Annotated in this window: 23 protein-coding genes; 9 read left to right on the forward strand and 14 right to left on the reverse strand. The window is 69.7% G+C overall.

Features of this window, described 5'->3' with window-relative positions:
- Positions 1–94: 94 nt before the first annotated feature.
- Positions 95–856, reverse strand: a complete 762-nt coding sequence (locus ACWEOO_RS01915; protein WP_452141330.1) for an MBL fold metallo-hydrolase — start codon at positions 854–856, stop codon at positions 95–97.
- 82 nt (positions 857–938) lie between these two features.
- Between ACWEOO_RS01915 and ACWEOO_RS01920 the strand changes: the two genes are divergently transcribed.
- On the forward strand, positions 939–1,892 hold the full coding sequence (locus ACWEOO_RS01920) for a GlxA family transcriptional regulator (RefSeq protein ID WP_452141331.1): 954 nt from the start codon (positions 939–941) through the stop codon (positions 1,890–1,892).
- Here the strand turns inward: ACWEOO_RS01920 and ACWEOO_RS01925 are convergent.
- The 6 genes from ACWEOO_RS01925 to ACWEOO_RS01950 form a co-directional block, all read right to left on the reverse strand.
- Complete coding sequence (locus tag ACWEOO_RS01925) at positions 1,868–2,128, reverse strand: hypothetical protein (RefSeq protein ID WP_355696210.1); 261 nt, start codon at positions 2,126–2,128, stop codon at positions 1,868–1,870. The two genes, ACWEOO_RS01920 and ACWEOO_RS01925, sit on opposite strands and share 25 nt — an antisense overlap.
- A gap of 75 nt (positions 2,129–2,203) precedes the next feature.
- A complete protein-coding gene (locus ACWEOO_RS01930; protein ID WP_452141332.1) occupies positions 2,204–2,995 on the reverse strand; it encodes a hypothetical protein in 792 nt (263 codons plus the stop codon).
- 1,376 nt (positions 2,996–4,371) lie between these two features.
- Entirely contained in the window at positions 4,372–5,349 is a 978-nt protein-coding gene (locus ACWEOO_RS01935) for a CAP domain-containing protein (RefSeq protein WP_452141333.1), read from the reverse strand.
- Positions 5,350–5,523: 174 nt separating this feature from the next.
- The gene (locus tag ACWEOO_RS01940; RefSeq protein WP_452141334.1) at positions 5,524–6,225 is read right to left on the reverse strand and encodes a CAP domain-containing protein; all 702 of its coding nucleotides are present in this window, start codon (positions 6,223–6,225) and stop codon (positions 5,524–5,526) included.
- Between the two features lie 186 nt (positions 6,226–6,411).
- On the reverse strand, positions 6,412–7,074 hold the full coding sequence (locus ACWEOO_RS01945; protein ID WP_359938666.1) for a GNAT family N-acetyltransferase: 663 nt from the start codon (positions 7,072–7,074) through the stop codon (positions 6,412–6,414).
- Positions 7,075–7,270: 196 nt separating this feature from the next.
- A complete protein-coding gene (locus ACWEOO_RS01950) occupies positions 7,271–8,404 on the reverse strand; it encodes a GNAT family N-acetyltransferase (protein ID WP_452141335.1) in 1,134 nt (377 codons plus the stop codon).
- Between the two features lie 79 nt (positions 8,405–8,483).
- Here ACWEOO_RS01950 and ACWEOO_RS01955 point away from each other — a divergent pair, with 79 nt between their 5' ends.
- Positions 8,484–9,296, forward strand: coding sequence for a DeoR/GlpR family DNA-binding transcription regulator (locus ACWEOO_RS01955; protein ID WP_359938672.1), 813 nt, complete (start codon positions 8,484–8,486; stop codon positions 9,294–9,296).
- 10 nt (positions 9,297–9,306) lie between these two features.
- On the opposite strand, the gene galK is transcribed toward ACWEOO_RS01955, so the two are convergent.
- Positions 9,307–10,434 carry a galactokinase gene (gene galK / locus ACWEOO_RS01960; protein WP_452141336.1) on the reverse strand — a complete coding sequence of 376 codons (1,128 nt, stop codon included), beginning with the start codon at positions 10,432–10,434 and terminating at the stop codon, positions 9,307–9,309.
- Positions 10,431–11,477 (reverse strand): galactose-1-phosphate uridylyltransferase, encoded by a 1,047-nt coding sequence (gene galT, locus ACWEOO_RS01965; protein WP_452141337.1) that lies wholly within the window; start codon positions 11,475–11,477, stop codon positions 10,431–10,433. Before galT ends, galK begins: the two co-directional genes overlap by 4 nt.
- Before the next feature lie 167 nt (positions 11,478–11,644).
- Between galT and ACWEOO_RS01970 the strand changes: the two genes are divergently transcribed.
- A complete protein-coding gene (locus ACWEOO_RS01970) occupies positions 11,645–12,973 on the forward strand; it encodes a hemolysin family protein (RefSeq protein ID WP_452141338.1) in 1,329 nt (442 codons plus the stop codon).
- Here the strand turns inward: ACWEOO_RS01970 and ACWEOO_RS01975 are convergent.
- From ACWEOO_RS01975 to ACWEOO_RS01990, 4 genes are all read right to left on the reverse strand, one after another.
- Positions 12,915–14,177 (reverse strand): MFS transporter, encoded by a 1,263-nt coding sequence (locus tag ACWEOO_RS01975; RefSeq protein ID WP_452141339.1) that lies wholly within the window; start codon positions 14,175–14,177, stop codon positions 12,915–12,917. The two genes, ACWEOO_RS01970 and ACWEOO_RS01975, sit on opposite strands and share 59 nt — an antisense overlap.
- The gene (locus ACWEOO_RS01980; RefSeq protein ID WP_452141340.1) at positions 14,174–14,773 is read right to left on the reverse strand and encodes a helix-turn-helix domain-containing protein; all 600 of its coding nucleotides are present in this window, start codon (positions 14,771–14,773) and stop codon (positions 14,174–14,176) included. Before ACWEOO_RS01980 ends, ACWEOO_RS01975 begins: the two co-directional genes overlap by 4 nt.
- A gap of 61 nt (positions 14,774–14,834) precedes the next feature.
- Complete coding sequence (locus ACWEOO_RS01985) at positions 14,835–15,983, reverse strand: protein kinase domain-containing protein (RefSeq protein ID WP_452141341.1); 1,149 nt, start codon at positions 15,981–15,983, stop codon at positions 14,835–14,837.
- 33 nt (positions 15,984–16,016) lie between these two features.
- Positions 16,017–16,859 carry an alpha/beta fold hydrolase gene (locus ACWEOO_RS01990; protein ID WP_452141342.1) on the reverse strand — a complete coding sequence of 281 codons (843 nt, stop codon included), beginning with the start codon at positions 16,857–16,859 and terminating at the stop codon, positions 16,017–16,019.
- 94 nt (positions 16,860–16,953) lie between these two features.
- Here ACWEOO_RS01990 and ACWEOO_RS01995 point away from each other — a divergent pair, with 94 nt between their 5' ends.
- Entirely contained in the window at positions 16,954–17,337 is a 384-nt protein-coding gene (locus tag ACWEOO_RS01995) for a YciI family protein (protein WP_452141343.1), read from the forward strand.
- A gap of 78 nt (positions 17,338–17,415) precedes the next feature.
- Here ACWEOO_RS01995 and ACWEOO_RS02000 read toward each other — a convergent pair whose 3' ends face one another.
- Positions 17,416–18,456 carry an N-acetylglucosamine kinase gene (locus ACWEOO_RS02000; protein WP_452141344.1) on the reverse strand — a complete coding sequence of 347 codons (1,041 nt, stop codon included), beginning with the start codon at positions 18,454–18,456 and terminating at the stop codon, positions 17,416–17,418.
- A 209-nt stretch (positions 18,457–18,665) separates the two neighbouring features.
- Between ACWEOO_RS02000 and ACWEOO_RS02005 the strand changes: the two genes are divergently transcribed.
- Genes ACWEOO_RS02005 through ACWEOO_RS02025 form a run of 5 tightly spaced genes read left to right on the forward strand, consistent with a single transcriptional unit; the run spans position 18,666 to position 22,983 of the window.
- On the forward strand, positions 18,666–19,448 hold the full coding sequence (locus ACWEOO_RS02005) for a sugar isomerase domain-containing protein (RefSeq protein WP_452141345.1): 783 nt from the start codon (positions 18,666–18,668) through the stop codon (positions 19,446–19,448).
- Between the two features lie 20 nt (positions 19,449–19,468).
- Positions 19,469–20,890, forward strand: coding sequence for an N-acetylglucosamine/diacetylchitobiose ABC transporter substrate-binding protein (gene ngcE / locus ACWEOO_RS02010; RefSeq protein WP_452141346.1), 1,422 nt, complete (start codon positions 19,469–19,471; stop codon positions 20,888–20,890).
- Positions 20,887–21,888 (forward strand): carbohydrate ABC transporter permease, encoded by a 1,002-nt coding sequence (locus ACWEOO_RS02015; protein WP_359938701.1) that lies wholly within the window; start codon positions 20,887–20,889, stop codon positions 21,886–21,888. Before ngcE ends, ACWEOO_RS02015 begins: the two co-directional genes overlap by 4 nt.
- Positions 21,885–22,781 carry a carbohydrate ABC transporter permease gene (locus ACWEOO_RS02020; protein ID WP_355473812.1) on the forward strand — a complete coding sequence of 299 codons (897 nt, stop codon included), beginning with the start codon at positions 21,885–21,887 and terminating at the stop codon, positions 22,779–22,781. Before ACWEOO_RS02015 ends, ACWEOO_RS02020 begins: the two co-directional genes overlap by 4 nt.
- Positions 22,782–22,794: 13 nt before the next feature.
- The gene (locus tag ACWEOO_RS02025) at positions 22,795–22,983 is read left to right on the forward strand and encodes a hypothetical protein (RefSeq protein ID WP_452141347.1); all 189 of its coding nucleotides are present in this window, start codon (positions 22,795–22,797) and stop codon (positions 22,981–22,983) included.
- The last annotated feature ends 74 nt before the right edge of the window (positions 22,984–23,057 follow it).

The following is a 23,057-nucleotide window of genomic DNA, read 5'->3' on the forward strand; positions in this document are numbered from 1 at the left end:
TGGGCCGATGTCCCCCCGGCCCGATGAACACGAACTGCCGGTTCCCCCCGGCGGTCGCACACGCTATCCGTCACGCTCCGTGCTCGTCAAGTGCTCAATCAAGGTCGGTCGCGACACCGTGGTCGAGGAGCTTCACGCGGTCGGACAGACCGGCCTCCGCGAAGGCGGCTGCGAACTGGCCGGGGCCTTCGGTGAAGTGGGCCCACCCCTCGGTGTGCACCGGTACGACGACGGCGGCGGCGAGCAGGCGCGCGGCCTCGACCGCGTCGGCGGACGTCAAGGTCAGGTTGGCTCCGTCGAGCAGCGTGGTGCGTGCGGCGCCGGCGAACAGCACCGCCACGTCGATCGGCGCGAACCGGTCGGCGATCTCCTTCACCAGGCCGAGCGACGCGTTGTCGCCGGAGAGGTACACGGTCGGCAGTCCCTCGCCCTGCAGCACGAACCCGGTGACCACTCCGAGGACCTCCTCCGCACCCTCCGGCCCGTGCAGCGCGGGTACGCCGGTCACCGTGATCACGCCGCCGTCCGGACGCGGCAGGTCGACCGACTCCCAGTTCGCCAGGCCGCGGACGCCGGAGATGCGGGTGGCCGCGTCCGGCGTCGACAGCACCGTCGGGATGCCGGCCAGCAGTGCGCGCCCGGCGTCGTCGAGGTTGTCCTTGTGCTGGTCGTGCGACACCAGGACGACGTCGACCGGGCCGAGCTCCGCGGCCGGGATCGCCGGGCCGGTGAGCTTCTTCATCACCCGGCCCGGGAGCTGGTACTCCCGGGGCTCGTCGAACGCGGGGTCGATCAGGAACGTGAGACCGCCGAGGTTCAGGACGGCGGTCGGGCCGCCGATGTGCGTGATCTTCATGACCACGATCCTCCGTCCTGGCGGCCTGTCTCACCATTGGCCCGGGAGCCATAGTTTCCGAAGATCGGGCCATACTGTTCTCATGCGTACTGTCGCGGTCCTCGCCTATCCCGGGATGAGCCCGTTCCACCTGTCCGTGCCGTGCCTGGTCCTCGGCGAGCGCCGCGGCCTGCCCGACCGGTACGACGTGCAGGTGTGTGCCGAGCAGCCCGGGTCGTTTCCCACCAGCGCCGGGTTCGGGATCACGGTGGACCACGGGCTCGAGGTGATGGAGCGCGCCGATGTCGTGGTGCTGCCGAGCTGGGAGCCCGGGCTGGTCGCGTCCGACGTACTGCTGGACGCGATCCGGCGGGCGCACGCGCGAGGTGCGACCGTGGTCGGGCTGTGCCTCGGGGCGTTCCTGGTCGCGGAGAGTGGGATCGCCGCGGGACGTGAAGTCGTGACGCACTGGCGGTTCGCGGACGAGCTGCGGTCTCGGTACCCGTCGTTGAACGTACGGGCGGACGTGCTGTGGTCGGATCAGGGGGATCTGGTGACATCCGCCGGTACGGCGGCCTCGCTGGACTGCTGCCTGCACCTCGTGCGGACGCATCTCGGGGTCGAGATGGCCGAGAAGGTCGCCCGCGACATCGTGGTCGCGCCGCACCGGAGCGGCTCGCAGGCGCAGTACATCCCGGTGCCGGTGCCGCCGGACCCGGCCGACGACGTGATCGAGAAGGCGATGGTGTGGGCGCGGGCGCGGCTCGACCAGCCGGTCTCGCTGGACGAGTGGGCGGGGGCGGTGGCGATGTCCCGGCGTACCTTCACCCGGCAGTTCCGGGCGCGGACCGGGAGCTCGGGGCAGGCCTGGTTGCTGCGGCAGCGGCTGGACCGGGCGCGGTTGTTGCTGGAGACAACGGATCTGCCGGTCGAGCGGGTAGCCGCGGAGAGCGGGTTCGGGAGCAGCGACGCGTTACGGCATCACTTCCACGGCGTGCTGGGGACGACGCCGCAGCGACATCGGCAGGAGTTCTACAGCAGCACGAGCAGGATGTAGATCACCGGCGCCGCGAACGTGACGAGCAGGATCCAGGCCATCATCCGGTGCGCCGGTTTGCCGCGGTCGAGCGACGACGCGAACGACAGCACCGCGCCCTCCTCGGTGTGCCGGCTCAGCCCCATCCGCCTGGCCTCCTCGGGCCGCGGATCCGGCCGCTCCGCCGCCAACGCGTCCGGATGAATCCCGAAATGCGCCGGCTCCACCCGATCCACGTCATCACGCTCGGAAAACATCCAGCCTCCCCCGGGTTGGTGGACCAGGTCGCAAAACCATGGTCGCACCAACCGGGAGGAATCGTGCGGGGGTTACTACGAGAAGTTCGCCACCCAGACGTTGCGGTCGGTCGAGGCGATGCATCCGATGAGCCACAGCGTGCAGCGTTCCGAGGTGCCGAAGCCGACGCCGAGCGTGTCCAGGCTGCAGTTCAGGACCGTGCCCTTGCTGTCCGCCATCAGGTCGTCGTAGGCCTGCTGGGCGTTCATCTTGTCGCCGCCGGCCCCGACCTGCGATCCGGACGAGTCGTTCATCCCGCTGCCGGTCTTTGACCGGCTGCCTGCTGTCCCTCTTGCGCTGGTGGTCAGGCTCGGGTCCTGCTTCAGCGGAGCACAGCCGTTGTCAGCGCGCGCGTTGTCGATCATGTCGAACAACTGCTTCTCGTTGGGCGCCATACCGCCGTCGACCGGTGGTGGTGGCGGGGTCGTGGTCGTCTGCGTCGGCCCGGGGGTGGTGACCGTACGGCCCGGCGAGGTCGGCGCGGTGGTGGGCTGTGCGGTCGGGGCCGAGGTCGGTGCGACCGTGGGGGTGCGGGTCGACGACTTGGTCGGTTTGTCGGTCGGGGTGTCCGTCGGGCTCTCGGTCGGCGTGGTCGAAGGGGTGGCCGACGGGGTGCTGGTCGGGGTGGCCGACGGGGTCGCCGTCGGGGGGACGGTGACCTTGGCCGACGGGGTGACCTTGGCCGCCTTCGTGGTCGGGGTGATGTAGGTGTCGTCGGTACGCGTGACGATCGGCACCGACGCGTCGGCATCGTCGTTCTGTGGCTGGTGCAGCAGGATCCACGAGATCGGCGTGATCACCAGCACCACGGACGCGATCGCGATCACCGCCCGCCGCCCCCGCGAAGCCCGCTCAGCAGCCGCCGACCGAGCCGCAGCCCGCCGTCCCGGCCCGCCAGGCCCGGAACTCCCGCGCCCAGAACTTCCCGGCCCAGAAGCTCCACGCCCACCACCGGCAACATGCGCGGCCGCATCATCCACACCAGCCGCACCGAAGGCGCCTGACGTCGAGCGACCGTCCAACTGATCAGCCCCGAAGCCGGTTCCACCCACACCAGCCTCACCCGCCCGCGCACCTACCCCCGACCGCTCCCCGCCAAAGCCGGTTCCACCGAGGCCGGTTGCACCCAGCCCGGCTTCGGAAGCCTGTGCGCCTGCCGCGGAGCGACCGTCCGCGCGCTCCGTGCCGAAGCCGGTCGCGCCGAGGCCGGCTTCTGTGGCGCGTGTACGTGCTGCTGCTCGGTCGTCCGCGCCGACGCCGGGGGCATTGGTGCTTGTGGCTGGTGTGCCTTGGCCGGCTGCTGCTAGGGCTGCCGCGCCGGCGTCTGCCGCCTCGTTTCGAGGGGCCGACCGACGTCCGGCGTTGGCTAGGTCGTCAGCAGCCGTGGTCCCGGCACCCCTCGCGCCGCCCGCGAGGCCGGAGCCGTCCGAGCCTCGGGTGGCCTCGGAGCGTGGGGTTGCCAGGGTGGCCCAGTCGTCGGTGGCTCGGCGGGAGGACCAGGTGCCGGCGGTTTCGCCCAGGGGGGCTGGGGGCTCGGAGCGGGCTGCTCGGCGGGCGCGGCTCGGTGGTTCGTTGTCGCCCGTGAGGGACTGCTCGACCCACGACGGCGTACCACCGGCAGGTCGCCGGTTCGCCGTACCGGAGGTGGACTCCTCGGCCGGCCGCGTGGGCAGGCCAGAGGTCGTGTCGGGGGCGGTGTAGCTGGGGAGGGCACCGCGAGGGGCGTACTGGGGTGTGGCGGGGCGCGACTGGTTGCCGTTGGCCCAGAACGGGGACTCGCTGGACGAGCCGCCCTTCGGCGCACTCGCCCAGAACGGCGACTCGTCGCTCGTCCGCGGCGCGTAGCGCGGCGGCTCGGGCGGAGCGGCCGGGGTGGATTCCGCGGGCGGAGTGGACCGGTTGCCGGACCGCGTCGAGCGGGAGGCCGCTCGGGTCGCCTTCCGGCGCGGTTTGTACCGGCCGTTGCCGGACTCGGACATTATTTCGTTGTTCCCTTCAAAGTCGCGCCCCCAAGACGTTCCTCGCCAGATCGAGACGCCTCACCAGCCGTCTCACCGGAGCCCCCCAGGAACGTCCGGCAACATGACAAGGACGGATCTACCCGCCGCGACCGACCGCGAACCGGCCGGACATTGTGACCGTGGGACAACATTCCGGCCACACTCGGTGTTCTAGGCACAATGACAACCATGTCGGCCCGGCCTCAGCTTCGGCCGAAGTCCTGGACCCAACTGCCGGGTCCCCAGTCCGACCGCACCCGGCCGGGGTCGTACCCGATGCCGATCGAGGTGAATCGGCAGTTCAAGATGTTCTTGCGGTGCCCGTCGCTCTGCATCCAGGCGGCGACCACCTTCTGCGCGCTGTCGTAGCCGGCCGCGATGTTCTCGCCCCAGCTCGACCCGCGGTACCCGGCGGCCGCCATCCGGTCGCCCGGGTCCTGTCCGTCGGGGTTCGTGTGGTCCAGGTAATGCCGCCGGACCATGTCCGACGCGTGCTTCCCGGCCGCCTCGACGAGCGCGCTGTCCAGCCGGAGCGGGCCGCAGCCCTGCTGCTCCCGGATCTGGTTCGTGTACTCGAGGACCTGCCGCTCCTGCGTGTTGGTCCCGCCGCCGCTCGTCGGCGGCTCCGGGGTGTCGCTCGGGGTCGGGCTGGTGCTCCGGGTCTTGGTCGGCGTACCGGTCGTGGTCGCGGTCTTCGTAGGCCGCGGCCGGCCGGTCTTCGTCTCCGTACTGCGCGGCGTGGTCGGCCGCACGGTCACGGTGGTCACGCCGACGGTGGGTGCCGTCGGCGTGCTGAGCGCGTTGCCGGGCGTGTCGCTCGGCGTACCCGAGATGGTCGGTGTGCCGGGCGTCGTGGAGTTCGCGGCACCGCCGAGGGCCGGCGTTCCGAGCACGGCAGTGGTCGTGCGGCCGTTCGGCAAGGTCTTGGTGATGGTGATCAGCGGGGTGCCGGCCGTCGTACCCTCGACCGCCGAGCCACCGTCGACGCGGCTCTCCTCGGAGACGTTCAGGACCTTCGCGGTGTCGTCGACCCGGGACGTGTCGCGAGACATCAGCCAGACCACAGGGCCGATCGCGACCAGGACCGAGAGCGCGCTGACGATCGGGCCGACCAGGCCACGGCTCCTGCGGGGAGCTCGTCTACTGCCGCGGTGCCGCCGGGGGGTAGGCGAATCCGTCATGGGATGGGCGAATCCTCTTCGTTTTTCGTACCGAGTTGCGCGTCGTTCCCCGTACTACAGCCAGGTCCCCCCTGGTCACCGAACAGCGACCTTAACCGACGCGCGAGGTCATCGTTACAGAGCCGATGACCCTCTTAACGAATCCTGAAGAAAACGATTGACTGAACTGGCGGGTCACCCGCCGAAATCTTGCACCCAGCTGCCGTTGCCCCAGTCCGGCTTCACCACGCCGCTGTCGTAGCCGATGCCGATCATCGTGTACGAGCAGTTCAGGATGTTCGCGCGGTGGCCCGGGCTGTTCATCCAGCCCTGCACGACCGCGGCCGCGGTGGAGTAACCGACGGCGATGTTCTCGGCCATCGCACCGCCGCGGAATCCGGCCGCCTTCATCCGGTCGAACGGGCTGAGGCCGTCGAGGCTGTCGTGCGCGAAGTAGTGCTGGTCGACCATGTCGGCCGCGTGCGCCTCGGCGGCCTGGGTGAGGGCCTTGTTGGTCCGCAGCGGTCCGCAGCCGGCCTTCGCCCGCTCCTGGTTGGTCAGGTCCAGGACCTGCGACTCGGCCGGGCCGGATCCGCCGACGGGCTTGGAGGTCTTGGTCGTCCTGGTCGGCGTCGGGGTCGCGGAGCGCGTGGGCGTCGGTGACGACGTGCTTGGCCGGGGCGTCCGCGTGCCGCCCCGGCTCGGAGCCGTCGTCGAGCGCGTCGGCCGCGGCGTCACGCTCTTGGTGGTGGTCGGGGTTTGGGACGGGGTACGGCGAGGTGTGTACGACGGACTCGTCGGACGGACCGAGGTCGTCGACGGGGCGTCGTCGGCAGCGGTCGTCATCGTCGTGACGGGCGTCTCCTGGCTCGTCACCCTGCTGTCCGTAGTACGCATGACGAACCACCCGACCCCGGCCATCAGGGCAAGAGCCGACAAGGAGGCGAGGAGCGGACCCACTACGCCGTTGCGCGTGGGACGTCTGTGGTTCGTCATGCTGTGCAGCCTTGCCCAGGCAAGAGCTTGCCAACTCCTGCGCAGACCGCGCTTTACAACGGTTTGACTATGGCAATCGTTTGAATGTCAGCGGGAGCGGGCGATGACGATGTCGGAGATGACCTTCCAGCCGAGGCTGCGGTACAGCCGCAGGCCGTCGATGGACGCGATCAGGATGCCGCGTTTGGCGCCCTTCGCCGCGGCCGCCTCGACCAGCGACGCCATCACCGCACTGCCGAGTCCGCGCCGGCGATGCGCCGGGTCGGTCTCGATCCGGTCCGCGACCGCGTCCTCGCCGACGACTGCCATCCGGCCGCTCGACACCACCCCGCCGTGCATCGTGGCGCGGGTGATGATCAGGTCGTCCTCGAGTTCGGTGTGCAGCGCGTAGCGGTCCTGCAGCTTCAGAGCCGGCTGTTCCGAGAGCTGGATCGTCATCAGCCAGTCCTGGTCCTGCTGGACCTCGAGGCCGAGATTCTCCAGTTGCTCGATCCGGGCCTCCTTGTCGTCGGTGGCCAGCGTGATCCAACCCGAGCCGCGCCCGCCGCCGTCGGCGAGGGCCAGCTGGGCGGCTCGTTCCACCCGCTCCGGTTTGTTGTCGGCATCCAGTACGACGTACTCCGTCGGCCGGCTCTCCTCACCTGCCCGGACGATCAGGATGCCGTCGTTGTCGTCCTCAACCGTGGTCCAGCCCCGCGAGACGGACCACCCGGCCTGCCAACGGCGGACGAGTTCCTCACGATCTCTCACCCGTCGATTCAAGCAGCCCGATCGCGCCACGGCGAGGGGAACCGGTGTCGTTTGTCACCAACTCGCCGTAAACCTCTGCCTCCAGCCGGTCACCACTACCGCCTGGACGTCTGAGGGGTCAACCCTTTGGGTGGTCGGTTGCGGACCCGGTTCCTCGGGTGCCAACCGGCCATGTCAGGGGTTGGCCCCTGAGATGTCAGGGGCGGGCGGCGTACTCGCCGGCGAGCAGGTCGTAGGTGAGCAGGTTGTCGTAGCTGCCGTCGCGGCGCCGGTCGGCGCTGCGCTCGTTGCCGACCCGGGTGAAGCCGTTGGCCTCGGCAACGTGCGCGGAGGCGGTGTTCCCGGCGGCGCATTTCACTACCAGCCGGCGGCGGCCGAGGCCGCCGTCCTCGGTCGGCCGGAACGCGTGCGCGATCACCAGCTCGACGGCGCTCGACATCACCTTGCGGCCGCGGGCGTCCGGGTGCATCCAGTACCCGAGCTCGCCGACCGTCTTGTCCATCCGGTGGTTCATCCCGAAGACGCTGACGTTGCCGAGCAGCTCGTCGGTGACCGCGTCCGCGATCGCCCACGCCACGGCCTCGCCCTCCGCCGCGGCCACGGGCCGGTTGTTGATGAAGCCCTTGGCGTCGTCCAGCCCGTACGGCGAGGGCATGCCGGTCAGCCATTGCTGCGTCCGCTCGTCGCCGCACGCCTCCATCACCCGTTGCGCGTCCGATTCGCGCAGCGGCCGCAACCGGATCGCGCCGCCCTCGAGCACCGGCACCGTCCACCAGTGGCCGTGCGGTTCGAGCTCGTCGTCGCGACCGATCGACGCGACCCACTCGTCCTTGCGGACGCCGCGCGACAACCCGCCGCCCGGAATCGTCACCAGGCCGTGGAATCCGGTCTTCCAGGCGACCCGCCGGCTCGCGAAGTTCCCGACGTACGCGCGCCAGATCACCCGGTCCCAGCCGAGCCCGTCGAACGCGTGCCGCACCACGAGCCGGAGCGCGCGCGTCATCACCCCGTGGCCGCGGACGTCCGGCGACACCGCGAAGCCGACCTCGCCGACCTCGCCCTCGCCGTCGCGCAGGTCGACGGTGCCGACGTACGCCCCGTCGTACTCGATCGCCCACGCCCACGAGGTGTTCTCGCGCCAGCCGGCCGGGATGATCTCGGTGAGGTAGCCGACCGCGTGCTCGTGCAGGTACGGGAGCGGGATGGTGGTCCACTGCTGCATCACCGGGTCCTGGCACATCCGGTACGCCGGCTCGACGTCGTCCGCCGTGTGCGCACGCAGGGTCACCACGCCGTCGGTCAGCTCGGGGACATCCTCGGGAAATCGCATGCTCCAGCGTGACGCGCTGCCACCGGCCGGGCAACACATTTCCCTGACAGGGGGACGTTCCGCGATTAGGCTGTGAGGCGTGAACGCAGCCGGAGCAGAACCGCCACGCGGGCGCGGCGGCCAGTTGGCCGCCCAGCGGCAGGCCACAATCGTTGCCGAGGTCAACAGCCGGGGCGCGATCACGGTGGCCGAACTGGTCGACCGGTTCGGCGTCTCGGACATGACGATCCGGCGCGACCTGGACGCCCTGGACTCGAGCGGCCTGCTGCACAAGGTGCACGGCGGCGCCACCTCGGTGGGGCTGCGCAGCGCGCACGAGCCGGGCTTCGACGCCAAGCTCACCCAGGAGTCCGCGGCCAAGCAGGCGATCGCGGCCGAGGCCGCCACCCGGGTCCAGCCGGACAGCGCGATCGGCATCGGCGCCGGTACGACGACGTACGCGCTGGCCCGTCAGCTGCTCCGGGTGGAGAACTTGACAGTTGTCACGAACTCGGCGCGGATCGCCGACGTGTTCCACGGCAACGGGCGCTCGGACCGCACCGTCGTGCTGATCGGCGGCATCCGGACGCCGTCGGACGCGCTGGTCGGGCCGATCGCGACCGCGGCCCTGGCCTCGCTGCACCTGGACCTGCTGTTCCTCGGCGCGCACGGCGTCGACGCCGAGCACGGGCTCAGCACGCCGAACCTGATGGAGGCCGAGACCAACCGGTCGTTCATCGCGGCGAGCCGTGAGGTCGTCGTGGTCGCGGACCACACCAAGTGGGGGACCGTCGGCCTCAGTACCTTCGCGACCTGGTCCGACCTGGACGTGATCGTCACCGACGACGGCCTGTCGACCGCGGCCCGCAAGGCCATGCGGGACACGGGCTGCGACCTGGTGATCGCTTCTTAGCTGACCCGACCTAGCTGATCCGGGAGGCTCCGGCCGACGGGGTCGCGGCGAGCGACGTCGGTGCGCTGAATCCCTGGTCCGCGAAGGCCTTCTCGATCGCCGCCAGCACGGAGTCGGCCGTCGCGGCCTCGACCAGCGCGATGATGCAGCCGCCGAAACCGCCGCCGGTCATCCGCGCGCCGAGGGCACCGGCCTCGAGCGCCGCGCCGACCGCGACGTCCAGCTCGGGCACGGTGACCTCGAAGTCGTCGCGCAACGAGACGTGCGACGCGGTGAACAGCGGCCCGACGTCGCGCAGCCGGCCGGCGCGCATCAGCGCGATCGCGTCCTCGGTGCGCCTGATCTCGGTCACCACGTGCCGGACGCGGCGCCGGTCGACGTCGTCGTCGAGGCGCGCGAGCGCGGCGTCGAGCCCGTCGTACTCCACCGAACGCAGGGCCGGTACGCCGAGTGCGGCCGCGGCGTGCTCACAGCTCTTCCTGCGCGCGGCGTACTCGCCGTCGGCGTGCCGGTGCGGCGCCTTCACGTCCACGACGAGCAACCGCAGGCCGTCGGCCTCGGGGTCGAACGGGATCTGGTCCAGCGCGCCGGAGCGGATGTCGAAGGCGAGCGCGTGACCGGCCGTGCAGCACATCGACGCGGTCTGGTCCATCAGGCCGACGGGCGCGCCGACGTACTGGTTCTCGGCGCGCTGGGCGAGCCGGGCCACCTCGGCCGGGTCGATCTCCACGTCGACGAGGCCGAGCAGCGCGACGGCGGTCGCGCAGAGCAGCGCCGCGGACGACGACAGACCCGCACCCGAGGGCAGGTCGGACTCGAAGTGCAGGTTCGCGCCGCCGATCGGGTACCCGGACTCGCGCAGGACCCAGGCGGCGCCCGCCGGGTACGCCGCCCAGTCGCCGACGGAGTGCGGCGCGAGGTCGTCGAGCGCGAACTCGACCACGCCGGTGTGCCCGCCGGACGTGACCGCGACCCGGCCGTCGGTGCGCCGGGCAGCGGTCACCACGATCTGGTTCGGCAGGGCGATCGGCAGCACGACGCCGTCGTTGTAGTCGGTGTGCTCGCCGATCAGGTTGACCCGGCCCGGCGCGCGCCAGCTGCCGTCCGGCGCGGCACCGAAAACGTCCTGAAAGCTCACGAGCCAACCTTCCGCAGGGTCTCGGCCACGTCCTCGGGCCGGGTGTCGCTGATGAACGCGCCCATGCCGGACTCGGAGCCGGCCAGGTACTTGATCTTGTCCTTGGCCCGCCGGATCGACAACAGCTCCAGGTGCAGGTAGCCGAGCTCGCGATCGATCCGGACCGGCGCCTGGTGCCAGGCCGCGATGTAGGGCAGCGGCTCGCCGTACAGGCCGTCGAAGCGGCTCAGGACGTCGAGGTACAGCTCGGCGAAGTCGTCGCGCTCGCCGACCGACAGCTCGTCGATGCCGCCGACCTGACGGTGCGGGTACAGGTGCACCTCGACCGGCCAGCGGGCGGCCTCCGGCACGAACGCGGTCCAGTTGCCGTTCTCCGCGATGACCCGGGTGCCCTCCTTGCGCTCGGCGGCCAGCACGTCGGCGAACAGGTTGCTGCCGGCAACTTCCTGGTGCTTGCGCGCCTGCGCCATCAGGGTGCGCATCCGCGGCGGCAGGAACGGGTAGGCGTAGATCTGACCGTGCGGGTGGCTGAGCGTGACGCCGATCTCACGGCCGCGGTTCTCGAAGGGGAAGACCAACTCGACGTCGTCGCGGGCGCCGAGCTCGGCGGTCCGGTCGGCCCAGGTGTCGACGACCAGCCGGGCCTGGCCCTGGGAGAGGTCGGTGAACGACTGGTTGTGGTCGCTGGTGAAGCACATCACCTCGGTCCGGCCCGGGCCGGCGAAGGACGGGAACCGGTTCTCGAAGACCGCGACGTTGTAGTCGTGATCCGGGATCTCCGTCGGGTTGCCCGGCTTGCTCGCGCACAGCGGGCACTGGTCGGCCGGCGGCAGGTAGGTGCGGGTGTTGCGGTGGGTCGCGTAGGAGATGACGTCACCGGTGAGCGGGTCGGTGCGCAGCTCGATCTGCGGTTGCGGGGCCGGCAGCCCGCGGGTGTCCTCGAGCGGCACCCGGGCCGGCGCGTCGGCCGGGTCGTAGTAGATCAGCTCGCGGCCGTCCGACAGTTTGGTGTCGGTACGGCGGACGCCGCGGGGTGTGTTCATCGTGTGACCCTCCCGGCCGTACGACGCGTCCGGCCAGGAATCATCGTAAACCAACAAACTCGAACATGCACGGTGGGACTGCCCACCGCTAGAGTTGGTAGATGGACGACTACGCCCAACGCCCGCCCTCTCGACTGTCGACGAGAGGGCGCTAGGAAAACCCACCCATGAACGACACCCTGCTCAACATCGTCCTGATCCTGGTCTTCGTGCTGATCGGCGGGGTCTTCGCCGCGGCCGAGATGGCCCTGGTCTCGCTCCGCGAAAGCCAGCTCAAGGCGCTCTCGCACCGCGGCCGGCGCGGCGAGATCGTCGCGAAGGTGGCCGCCAACCCGAACCGGTTCCTGTCCGCCGTGCAGATCGGCGTGACCCTGATGGGCTTCCTGTCCGCCGCCTTCGGCGGCGCGACGCTCGCCGACGGCCTCTCGCCGAAGCTGCAGCAGCTCGGCCTGCCCGAGTCGGTCTCCGACACGGTCGCGCTGGTGCTGATCACGATCCTGATCTCGTACGTGTCGATCGTGCTCGGCGAGCTGGCCGCCAAACGCCTGGCGCTGCAGCGGGCGGAAGGATTCGCGCTCGCCCTCGGGCCGCTGGTGGACCGGATCGCGTCCGGCGCGCGGCCGGTGATCTGGCTGCTGTCGAAGTCGACCGACCTGGTGGTCCGCGCGCTCGGCGGCGACCCGAACGCGAACCGTGAGGTGATGACCGACGAGGAGCTCCGCGACCTGGTCTCGGCGCACGAGTCGCTCGGCGAGGAGGAGCGCAAGATCGTCGACGACGTCTTCGAGGCCGGCAGCCGGCAGTTGCGCGAGCTGATGCTGCCGCGCACCGAGGTGGACTTCGTCGACGCGGAGATGCCGGCGTACAAGGCGGTCAAGTTCGCCGCCGAGCGGCCGCACTCGCGGTACCCGGTGATGAACGGCTCGGCCGACGACATCGTCGGGTTCGTGCACGTCCGGGACCTGTTCGACCCGGCGGTCGCGACCCGTTCGGTGCGGGTCGGCGACCTGGCGCGCGAGGTCCTGATGCTGCCGGACACCGCGAAGCTGCTGCCGACCCTGACCGAGATGCGCCGCCGCAGCACGCACCTGGCGATCGTGCTCGACGAGTACGGCGGCACCGCCGGCATCGTCACGCTCGAGGACCTGGTCGAGGAACTGATCGGCGACATCAAGGACGAGTACGACGAGGAGGCGGCCGAGACCACCCGGCTGCGCAGCGGCGACATCGAGGTCGACGGCCTGCTGAACCTCGACGACTTCGCCGACGCCACCGCGATCGAGCTCCCCGACGGCCCGTACGAGACCGTCGGCGGCTTCCTCGCCGCCCAGCTCGGGAAGGTCCCGTCCACCGGCGACGAGGTCGCGTTCGAGACTCACACCCTGACCGTGACCGAGATGGACGGCCGCCGGGTCGCGCGGGTCCGGCTGCACCGGGTCAAGCCGGCTGAGGAAGAACAGCTTCCGGCCGCGGCGCCAGCATCCGCCGCCGACTGAGGACGACGAGCCCGCCGGCGACGTACCCGAGGCCCTGGACGACGAGGACCGGGATGATGCCGACGGCGTCGCCGAGGAAGCCGGCCGCGGCGATGCCGACCAGGACGGCGACGCTCTCGGCGGCGCCGACCGCGCCGAAGATACGGCCGCGGGTGCCGTCGACGGTGAGGTTCTGGAAGACCGTCATCATGCCGGCGATGGTGAGCGCGCCGGGCAGGCCGACCACGATCATGCAGGCGAACGCGGGGATCACACTCCTCGACACCAGCGGGTAGAGGAACAGCGCGGTGTCGATCAGGCCGAAGGCGAGCGCGCCGATGCCCCACAGGGTCGCCGCCGGCCACCGCGATCCGATCGCGGCGGCGACCAGGCCGCCGATGATCCCGCCGATCGCCTGCGACGACACGATCAGTCCGTACACCTTCCCGTCGCCGCCGACCTCGGCACTGACGAACGGCGCGAACAGTGTGCTCATGACGCCCTCGCCGACCCCGGTGACCAGGCAGAACACGAAGACCAGCCGCATCGCGGGCCCCGCGACACAGAGCCGCAGCCCCTCGGTCCACTCTTCCTTCAGCCGCTTGATCGCCCCACCCGCGGTCTCCTCTGTCGTCTCGGGCCGCTGCTGCCGATGCCGCATCGCGGCGACCAGGCCGACCGCGATCAGGAACGTCGCGGCGTCCCCGAGCGCCAGTAACGTCAGTCCGCCGGCGGCCGCCAGCACACCGCCGAGCGCGGCGCCGATCAGCCGGGCGAGATCGCGGATCTGGCTGTTCAGCGCGTTCGCGGTCACGAGCTGGTCGGAGTTCACCAGGACCGGGACCAGCGACTGCTCGGCCGGCGTGAAGAACTGCTGCAGACAGCTCTGCGCGAGGACGACGCCGTACACGATCCAGATCGTGCTCGCGTCGTGGACGGCGACCAGCGGGATCAGGACGAGCGCGTTCAGCACGTTCGTCACGATCATCGTGGTCCGCTGGTTCCAGCGGTCGACGAAGACGCCTGCCAGCGAGCCGAGCAGGACGGCCGGCAGGAACGATGCCAGCAGCAGGCCGCCGGACGCGAGCGTCGAGCCGGTCAGCACGTACACCTGGAACGCGAGTCCGGTGCGCAGCAGCCAGTCGCCGATCAGCGAGATCAGGCCCGCGCCGAGCATCAGCCGGTAGTCGCGCTGCCGCGCGAGGACGCCCCACAAGTCCTTCATCGCTCCTCCTGCTCCGGTGAGATGGTGAGGATCTGGGTCAACGAGACGTGCCGGCTGCCCGGCGGGCGGGTGGACTTGTCGTCAATGGGCCGCTCGTCGACCCAGCGCTGCAGCAGCGCGTCGATCTGCCCGACGAGTTCGGCGAGCTCCTCTCCGGTCAGGTAGACCCCGGTCTGGCCGATGCCGGAGTTGTCGCGCCACACCGGGTCCTCGTGCAGCCGTTGCTGCTGCCACTTCGCGAGGTCGTCGAGGGCGCGCTCGGCCATCAGCTGCTCGAGGACCTCGGCGGCCGCGGCGCCCTCGGGTGTCCGCATCGCGTCCCGCCAGGACTGCGACGTCGAGACCAGGCGCCACGGCCGCTCGCGGTTGTCCTTGCCCGGAGCCGGCTCGACGAAGTCGTACTTCGCCAGCTGTCGCAGGTGATGGGATGCCAGCGCCTGGCTGATCCCGAGATGCCGCGCGGCCTCCGCCGCGGTCATCGGTCCCTCACGCCCCAGCAGCGACCGCAGGTCGAGCCGGACGGGATGCGCCATCGCCCGGATCGCCAGCGGGTCACTCAGCAGCCGCGTCCGCCGCGGATCCTTTTCCAAAGACATGCTTGGAATATGCGGCAGGCCTGATCGGATGTCAAGGCATTGCTTGGAATGTCAGTGCTTGTCAGCGTTTACCCGTTTTGCCCGGCTTCGGTTTGTGCTTGCCGGAAGGCTGCTTGGCGGCGGGTTGCGACGTCGCGTGGGTCCGGGCCGTCGGCCGTGCCGAGGTCGCGGGCGGTGTTCTGGTGGTCGCCTTGGTGGCCGTCGCGGTCGGGGTCGTGACCGCCTTGGGCGGTGGAGCCGTCTGCCGTGGGGCGCCGGACGGGGCGACGTCCGCCGGCGCCGGCGGCGTACCGGGGTCCTGAGCCGTGAGCAGGCCGATGGTCACCGCTGCTGCGAGCGTGAGCAGCGCGGCCAGGGCCAGGAAAACCGCCCGCCGGTTCCGGCGTAGCGGTGGGGGAGGGAGTTCGGCCGTCGTCGCGTTCCGCGGGTCGGCGAAGGCCCAGGAAGCGACCTCGTCGGTCGTCGGACGCTCCGCAGGTTCCTTGGCCAGCATCCGGTGGATCAGGTCTGCGACCGGTGCCGGAACCTCCTCGGGCACGGTCGGCGAGGCTTGGACGTGCTGGGAGAGGACCACGGTCGGGTTCTCGCCCTCGAACGGCGGACGCCCGGTGAGCAGCTGGTACAGCACACAGCCGAGGGCGTACACGTCGGTGGCGGGCGTGGCCGGCTGTCCCAGGGCTCGCTCGGGGGCGAGGTAGAGGCTGGTGCCGAGGATCAGGCCCGACGACGCCGGCGTGATGGTTCCGCCGGGCGAGTGCGCGATGCCGAAGTCGGCGATCTTCACCGAGCCGTCGACGTCGATCAGCAGGTTGTCCGGCTTGATGTCGCGGTGCACGATGCCGTGCCGGTGCGCGGCCGCCAGCCCGCGGGCCACCTGCTGGACGATGCTGACCGCGCGGTCCGGGGGGAGCGGACCGTGCAGCGCGAGTTCGTGCGCGACACTGCGGCCCTCAAGCAGCTCCATGACCAGGTAGTACTCGCCGTTGGAGTGGCCGAAGTCGTAGACCGCGACGACGTGCGGATCCCGCACCATGGCGGCCGCCCGGGCCTCGCGCCGGAACCGTGCCGCGGCGAACGGATCGCGCAGGTCCGGCCGGAGGAGCTTCACCGCGACCGGGCGACCCAGGATTTCGTCGCACCCGCGATAGACCTCGCCCATCCCACCGTGGCCGAGGATCTCGGACGTGCGATAGCGCTCCGCAAGCAGCACGCCCGCCCGGTACCCCGATGACAAGCTGACGATTCAGCCAGTTCGGTCACGAATCCATTCCAGGGCGGGTTCGGCCCGGCTCAGGATCGAGACGTGGCCGAGGTCCTGGTGCATCTCGAGCGTTGCGGCCGGGAGACGGTCGGCCAGCCAGCGGGCGTGGGCGCACGGGATGATGCCGTCGGCGGTGCCGTGGGCAAGGAGCGCCGGAGCGGTGACCGCACTCGGCGTACAGCCCCAGGGGTGGGTGTACGAGCAGTCGTCGTCGATCAGGCCGTCCGGGCCGCCGGGCATCGACTGCTCGCCGGCGATCGAGCCGAGCCAGCCCCACGGTCCGTCGAACATGGCCAGGTCGGACGGTGTGAACTCGGGGTCGTACTCGGCGCCGGAGCTCTCGTGCCGTACCTTCGCGTCCCGGCCCGCAGCGGCGGCTTGCAGCGATGCGCGGCCGGACGCGACCATGCCGTCGTACCAGTCGAGGCCTTCGGCGTCGTACGGCGCGATCGCGGCGAAGGTCGCGACCGCCTCGACCCGATCGCCGAGGACCGCGGCGGCGCCCAATGCGTACGAGCCGCCGCCCGAGTAGCCCATCAGGGCGCAGGTGCCGACGCCGAGCGTGTCCAGCAGCGCGGTCAGATCGGCGGCGACCGACGCCATCGTGCGATGTGGTGCAGGGGTCGAACCGCCGTACCCCGGCCGGTCGAACGAGATCCACCGGATGCCGAGCCGTTCGCCCGCCTCGAACAGCGGCGCCGGCGGGGTCCCCAGGTTCGGTGTGCCGTGATGCCAGACCACGGCCAGGCGCGCGTCGTCGCCGGGGGCACTGTCGTAACCGTGCAGGACCCGCCCGTCGGCCGTCCGGAAGTCGATCTCCTCCATGCACGTCACCCTAAAGTGCCGAAATGTCGAGTGCGCCCGGTTGCTTCCGACCTCTGCTGCGAAGATCCGACAACTGCCCGAAAGGACACCGGTCATGAAGTACCTGCTGATGATCCACAGCAACCCGATCACCTGGGGACACCCGTCGTTCCTGCACACCGAGGCCGGCAAGGCGCTGCCGAAGCAGGCCCGCGACGCGCTCGCCGCCCAGCTCGACAACCTGCTGAAGGAACTCGACGCCAACGGTGAGCTGATCACGGCCGTCCCGCTCGACCCGCCGTCGAAGACCCGCGTGGTCCGCGTCCGCGAAGGCGTCCGCGCCACCACCGACGGCCCCTACTCCGAGGCGAAAGAACAGCTGGCCGGCGTCTTCCTCATCGACGTGGCCTCCCAGACCCGCGCCGAGGAGGTAGCCGCCACCATCCCCGAGGCCGAGTTCTTCGCGGTGGAGGTCCGCCCGGTGTCAGTTTTCGACTGATCCCTCGAACCTGAGACCTGCAGTGGTGGGCTGGGACCTGTTGTGCCAGGTCTCCGCCCACCACAAGTGGTCTCAGGTTCAGTGTGAAACCAGGCGGGTGTGGTTGGCGGGGGTGGGGAGGGCTGGGTCGAGGGCGCCCAGGGCCAGCCAGGTGGCGCCGCCTACGCCGTCGCGAGCGGTCAGGACTTCGCCGGCAAAATGCTGCCGGATGAGTTGTCCGACGGGTGAAGATTCACCCGCGACACTGCCCGCGAGGACCATCGGGCCCTTGTCCGACGTTGTCTTCAGCCGGGCGGCCGTTTCTGTGAGCAGTTCGGCTGCGCGTTTCACCAAGGCCCGCGCAGTCTCGTCGTCCTGTGCGTACGCCGCGATCACCGCCGGCGCGAGCTCGGCGAGTAGAACGGGTGGACGGCTGTTCACCGTCCTCACCAGATCGTCACGCAACGCGTCGTATCCTTCACGCTGTGCAGCTGCATTCTCGTCCCGATCGGACAGGATCGCCTGTACGACGGCCTGCCCGAGCGCCCCGAGCGGCTCGCGCAGATCGAGTGCCTGGAGCACGCTGCGGACCGCCTCGCGGCCGAGCCAGAAACCGGAGCCGTCGTCGCCGAGCAGCCAGCCGTGCCCGCCCGCGGTGCGCACGAGTTGGTGGTTGCGCACCAGACCGGCGTTGCTGCCGGTGCCCGCGATCAGCACGGTGCCGTCCGGTTCCGGCGTGCCAGAGGCGAAAGCGACCTCGAGATCGCCGATGTAGTCGGGGGCAACGATCAGGCCCGCGCCCGTCCAGGCCGCCTCGAACTGGGCCGCCACGTCCGGTCGTGCGAGCGCCACGCCGCCGGCCATACCGACGACGGCCGCCTGGACGGCCGTCGGGTCCAGTCCGGCCAGCGCGGCGTGAAGCGCCTGCCCGAAGTTGGCCGCCGCGCTTGCGGGGTGACTGGTCGGATTCCCTCCCGCTGCGGCGCCGCGACCGATTACGTTGCCCTCAGAGTCCGCGATCACGATCCGGGTGGACGTACCGCCGAGGTCGCCGCCGAGGACCAGCGGTCCGGCAGGTAGCAGGACCACCTGGTCGACAGGTGCGGCGTCAGCGTCCGGAAGCGGGCGTTCGACCGACATACGCGATGCTCCAAACTGCTCGAAAGAGCTTATAAGTAAGCACAAGGAAACAAGGTTACGCAACGGTCCCGATCTGGGGAGATCACACGAATGAGCCTTGACTTTAGCTGCGAGTTGAGAAAAGTTCTGTCCAGCAAACCGCAAACTTGCGCATTTGTCGGCACCTGGAGTGTCGCTGCGAGCACAGTAGTCGAGGGGTGGGCCCGCTGATGGCCAGCGATAACACGGGGGAGACGAGCGGCGTGAGCGCGCAGGCTTATGTTCAAACCCTGATGCCGATCATGGCTGCAGTCACCACACAGATCGACGGCCCGATCCAGCGGGCGGCCGACCTGATGACCACGTCGCTGCGCGCGAACGGCGTCATCCAGGCGTTCGGCTCCGGCCACTCCGAGGCGCTGGCGATGGAGATCGCCGGCCGGGCCGGCGGACTGATCGCCACCAACCGGATCGCGTTGCGCGATCTCGTGCTGCTCGGCGGTGAGCCGACCGAGCTGCTGCGCAGTGCGGAGCTCGAGCGCGACCCGCAGTACTCCCGGAAGCTCTACGAGCTGTCCGCCGCCCGCGAGGGCGACCTGTTCGTCATCGCCTCGAACTCCGGTGTGAACGGCTCGATCGTCGAGCTCGCGAGTGTGGTCAAGGAGAAGGGCCACCCGCTGATCGCGATCACCTCGCTGCAGCACACCGGCGGTATGGAGTCGCGGCACCCGTCCGGCAAGAAGCTGATCGACTTCGCCGACGTGGTCCTCGACAACCACGCGCCGTACGGCGACTCCGTCCTCGACCTGCCCGACGGTGCGGGCAAGGTGTGTGCGGTGTCGTCCATCACCGCCGCGCTGATCGCGCAGCTGCTGGTCGCGGAGGTGCTGCGCCGGATGACGGACGCCGGCGAGACGCCGCCGGTGTACCTGTCTGCGAACATCCCGGGCGGCGACGAGCACAACCACGCCCTTGAAGCACGGTACGCCGGTCGTATCCGGCGCACTGCCTGAATCATCACTCGGAAGGCGGCATGATGACCACTCCCAACAACCTCTCGCGGCGGCTGTTCCTGCAGCGCGCGGCGGTCGGCACGTTGATGGCGACCGGCGGCAGCACGCTGCTGGCGGCCTGTGCCGGCAGTGGCAGCGACGACAGCGGTTCCGGCAGTGGCGGTGCCGACAAGACCGCGGACAACCCGTTCGGCATGGCCGACAAGGCGACTGTCGACGCGGTCATCTTCAACGGCGGTTACGGCTACGACTACGTGACGTTCGCGGCCAACATCGCGCAGAAGAAGTTCGCGGGCTCGACGTTCAAGGTTGCTCCGTCGACCCAGATCGCCCAGCAGCTGCAGCCGCGCTTCGTCGGCGGCAACCCGCCGGACCTGATCGACAACTCCGGCGCGAACCAGATCGGCTTCAACACGATCCTGGACCAGCTGTCGACGCTCGACGACGTCTTCGAGGCCAACAACTACGAGGGCACGAAGATCGCCGACACCCTGTACCCGGGCGCCAAGAACCCCGGTACCTTCGACAACAAGTTCGTCGCGATGAACTACGTGCTGACCCTCTACGGCATCTGGTACTCCGACAGCCTGTTCAAGGAGAACGGCTGGGAGCCGCCGAAGACGTACGACGCGCTGCTCGACCTCGGCGCCAAGGCCAAGGCGAAGGGCAAGTACCTGTTCGTCTGGGGCAAGGAAGCCGCCACCTACTACCACACGATGGCCGTCGACGGCGCGATCAAGGAGGGTGGCGACGAGGTCCGGCTGGCGCTGGAGAACCTCAAGGAGAACTGCTGGTCGATGCCGCAGATCCAGGGCATCTTCAAGGCCCTGGAGACGATGGTCAAGAACGGGTATTTCGTCCCCGGTGGCGCCGGTACCCAGTTCACCGCCGCGCAGGCGAAGTGGAGCAACGACCAGCAGGCCATCCTCTACCCCTCGGGCTCGTGGATCGAGAACGAGATGAAGAAGGCCACCAAGGCGGGCTTCAACATGAAGGGCGTGCCGGAGCCGGTGCTCTCCGACAGCCCGAAGCTGCCGTACGAGTCGCTGCGCAGCGCGGCCGGCGAGCCGTTCATCGTCCCGTCGAAGGGCAAGAACGTTGCCGGCGGCAAGGAGCTGCTGCGGGCCATGCTGTCCAAGGAAGCGGCGACCAACTTCGCCAAGACCCGGCTGGCGCCGACGATCGTCAAGGGCCTGGTGCCCGCGGACGGCTTCGGTTCGACCGCGCTGCAGTCGCAGACCGCGATGCTGGACGCGGCCGGCACCAACGTCTTCGACTACCAGTTCGTCGGCCTGTACGGCATGAACACCGACAACCTCGTGGTCTGGAACTCGTTCCTGTCCGGCCAGATCGACGCGGCCGGCCTGACGAAGGGCCTGCAGCAGATCACCGACAAGGTGCGCAACGACAGCTCCGTCAAGAAGATCCCGGTCACGAAGTGACCACCACGCAAGAAGCTGTGCCGGGTGACGGACCCCAGCGGTCCGTCACCCGGCGCCGCCGGCCGCTGACCTTCGATCGGGTCAGCTTCATGGTCGTGTTCCTCGGCCTGCCGCTGGCGGTTTTCGTGATCTTCGTCGTCTCGCCGTTCGTGCAGGCGCTGTACTACTCGCTGACCGACTGGTCCGGGTTCAGCGCGGGGCAGAACTTCGTCGGCTTCGACAACTACGTGAAGCTGTTCCACGACGACATCTTCCTGAAGGCCGTTCGCAACAACATCCTGCTCGCGATCGTGGTGCCGATCGTGACGATCGTGCTGGCGCTGACCCTGGCCACGCTGGTGACGATCGGCGGTTCGGGCACCGGGACCGTCCGCGGCTTGCGAAACTCCGGCTTCTACCGGATCGTCTCGTTCTTCCCGTACGTGATCCCGGCGATCGTGATCGGACTGATCTGGGCCCAGGTGTTCACGCCGGGCTCGGGCATCCTGGACGCGGTGCTGACCAAGATCGGGCTCGAGCAGTTCGAGAACTACGCGTGGCTCGGCGACGCGCGGACCGCGATGCCGGCCTCGATGTTCGTGATGATCTGGGGCTTCGTCGGCTTCTACATGGTGCTGTTCATCGCCGCCATCCGAGGCATCGACCCCGAGGTGTTCGAGGCGGCCCGGATCGACGGCGCCGGCCGGTTCCGGACCGCGGTGTCGCTGACGGTGCCGCTGATCCGGGACAACGTGCAGACGGCCTACATCTACCTCGGTATCGCCGCGCTCGACGCCTTCGTCTACATGCAGGCGCTGAACCCCGGCGGCGGGCCGCAGAACTCGACTCTCGTCATGCCCCAGCAGCTGTTCACCACTGCCTTCACCAAGGGGCAGTTCGGATATTCGACGGCGATGGGCGTGGTCCTGGCCGCGGTGACGATGCTGTTCGCGCTCCTGGTCTTCGTGGTGAACGCGCTGACCGGCGGACGTGAGCGGAAAGTGAAGGTACGCCGATGACAACCACCGCCACTGACCGGGCCGACGTCGTTGCCGGGGCCCGCCGCGCGCCCCATCACGGGGCCCGCGAGGGCAGAGGCGTGGCGACGACCGCCCACGTCGCGCTGATCCTGTGGTCGCTGCTGGTGATCCTGCCGCTGCTGTGGACGTTGCTGTCCTCGTTCAAGTCGACGCAGGAGGTCCTGGGCAACCCGCTGTCGCTGCCGAGCAAGCTGCGCTTCGAGAACTACGCCAACGCCTGGACCACGGCCGGTATCGGCCGGTACTTCCTGAACACCGTGATCGTCGTGGGCTCCGCGCTGGTGCTGGTGATGATCCTCGGGGCCATGTGCGCGTACGTGCTGGCCAGGTTCACGTTCCCCGGCAACCGGCTGATCTACTACTCCATGCTGGCCGGGCTGACGTTCCCGGTCTTCCTGGCGATCGTGCCGCTGTTCTTCGTACTGAAGAACCTCGCCCTGCTCAACACTCTGCCCGGGTTGATCGCCACCTACGTCGCGTTCGCACTGCCGTTCACGGTCTTCTTCCTGCACGCCTTCTTCAAGGCGCTGCCGGGAGAGGTCTACGAGGCGGCGCAGATCGACGGCGCGGGTGAGTGGCGCTCGTTCTTCTCGGTGATGCTGCCGATGGCCCGGCCGGGGATGGCATCGGTCGCGATCTTCAACTTCCTCGGGTTGTGGAACCAGTTCCTGCTCCCGGTCGCGCTGAACACCGACTCGAAGAACTACGTGCTCTCGCAGGGCATGGCCTCGTTCGCGTCGCAAGCCGGCTATGCGGTGGACTTCGGCGCGCTGTTCGCGGCCGTGGTGATCACGGTGGCGCCGGTTCTGGTCGTCTACATCATCTTCCAGCGTCAACTGCAGGTCTCCGTCACCGCCGGAGGCGTGAAATAGGTAGCCTGCCGGGATGCTGAAACGCCGGACACTACTGCAGGGAGCGCTGGCCGGCGCGGTCCTGAGCGGATGTTCCACGACGCCGGTCGCCCCGCCGGTGTCGAAGGAGAACCCGTTCACCGTCGACGGGAACGCTCCGGTCGACCTGGTCATCAGTGAGGAGTACGGCGGTTTCGCGGCGGGGGGGGAACCGCATATGTAAGCCCCCGCCCACCACACCCCCAAACATGGACCCCCACAGTAAGGCCCCCACGGAGCCCCCGTTCCCCCCGGCCA

Source organism: Kribbella sp. NPDC004138 (assembly GCF_053603655.1).

What these genes read in the sequence shown, in the direction of transcription:
- galT (WP_452141337.1), bottom strand. Translation starts at nt 11,477, where the DNA reads ATGAACACACCCCGCGGCGTCCGCCGTACCGACACCAAACTGTCGGAC.
- ACWEOO_RS01950 (WP_452141335.1), bottom strand. Translation starts at nt 8,404, where the DNA reads ATGCGATTTCCCGAGGATGTCCCCGAGCTGACCGACGGCGTGGTGACC.
- ACWEOO_RS01970 (WP_452141338.1), top strand. Translation starts at nt 11,645, where the DNA reads ATGAACGACACCCTGCTCAACATCGTCCTGATCCTGGTCTTCGTGCTG.
- ACWEOO_RS01915 (WP_452141330.1), bottom strand. Translation starts at nt 856, where the DNA reads ATGAAGATCACGCACATCGGCGGCCCGACCGCCGTCCTGAACCTCGGC.
- ACWEOO_RS01975 (WP_452141339.1), bottom strand. Translation starts at nt 14,177, where the DNA reads ATGAAGGACTTGTGGGGCGTCCTCGCGCGGCAGCGCGACTACCGGCTG.
- ACWEOO_RS02020 (WP_355473812.1), top strand. Translation starts at nt 21,885, where the DNA reads ATGACAACCACCGCCACTGACCGGGCCGACGTCGTTGCCGGGGCCCGC.
- ngcE (WP_452141346.1), top strand. Translation starts at nt 19,469, where the DNA reads ATGATGACCACTCCCAACAACCTCTCGCGGCGGCTGTTCCTGCAGCGC.
- ACWEOO_RS02025 (WP_452141347.1), top strand. Translation starts at nt 22,795, where the DNA reads ATGCTGAAACGCCGGACACTACTGCAGGGAGCGCTGGCCGGCGCGGTC.
- ACWEOO_RS01990 (WP_452141342.1), bottom strand. Translation starts at nt 16,859, where the DNA reads ATGGAGGAGATCGACTTCCGGACGGCCGACGGGCGGGTCCTGCACGGT.
- ACWEOO_RS01920 (WP_452141331.1), top strand. Translation starts at nt 939, where the DNA reads ATGCGTACTGTCGCGGTCCTCGCCTATCCCGGGATGAGCCCGTTCCAC.
- ACWEOO_RS01940 (WP_452141334.1), bottom strand. Translation starts at nt 6,225, where the DNA reads ATGCGTACTACGGACAGCAGGGTGACGAGCCAGGAGACGCCCGTCACG.
- ACWEOO_RS02005 (WP_452141345.1), top strand. Translation starts at nt 18,666, where the DNA reads ATGGCCAGCGATAACACGGGGGAGACGAGCGGCGTGAGCGCGCAGGCT.
- ACWEOO_RS01980 (WP_452141340.1), bottom strand. Translation starts at nt 14,773, where the DNA reads ATGTCTTTGGAAAAGGATCCGCGGCGGACGCGGCTGCTGAGTGACCCG.
- ACWEOO_RS01935 (WP_452141333.1), bottom strand. Translation starts at nt 5,349, where the DNA reads ATGACGGATTCGCCTACCCCCCGGCGGCACCGCGGCAGTAGACGAGCT.
- ACWEOO_RS02000 (WP_452141344.1), bottom strand. Translation starts at nt 18,456, where the DNA reads ATGTCGGTCGAACGCCCGCTTCCGGACGCTGACGCCGCACCTGTCGAC.
- ACWEOO_RS01995 (WP_452141343.1), top strand. Translation starts at nt 16,954, where the DNA reads ATGAAGTACCTGCTGATGATCCACAGCAACCCGATCACCTGGGGACAC.
- ACWEOO_RS01925 (WP_355696210.1), bottom strand. Translation starts at nt 2,128, where the DNA reads ATGTTTTCCGAGCGTGATGACGTGGATCGGGTGGAGCCGGCGCATTTC.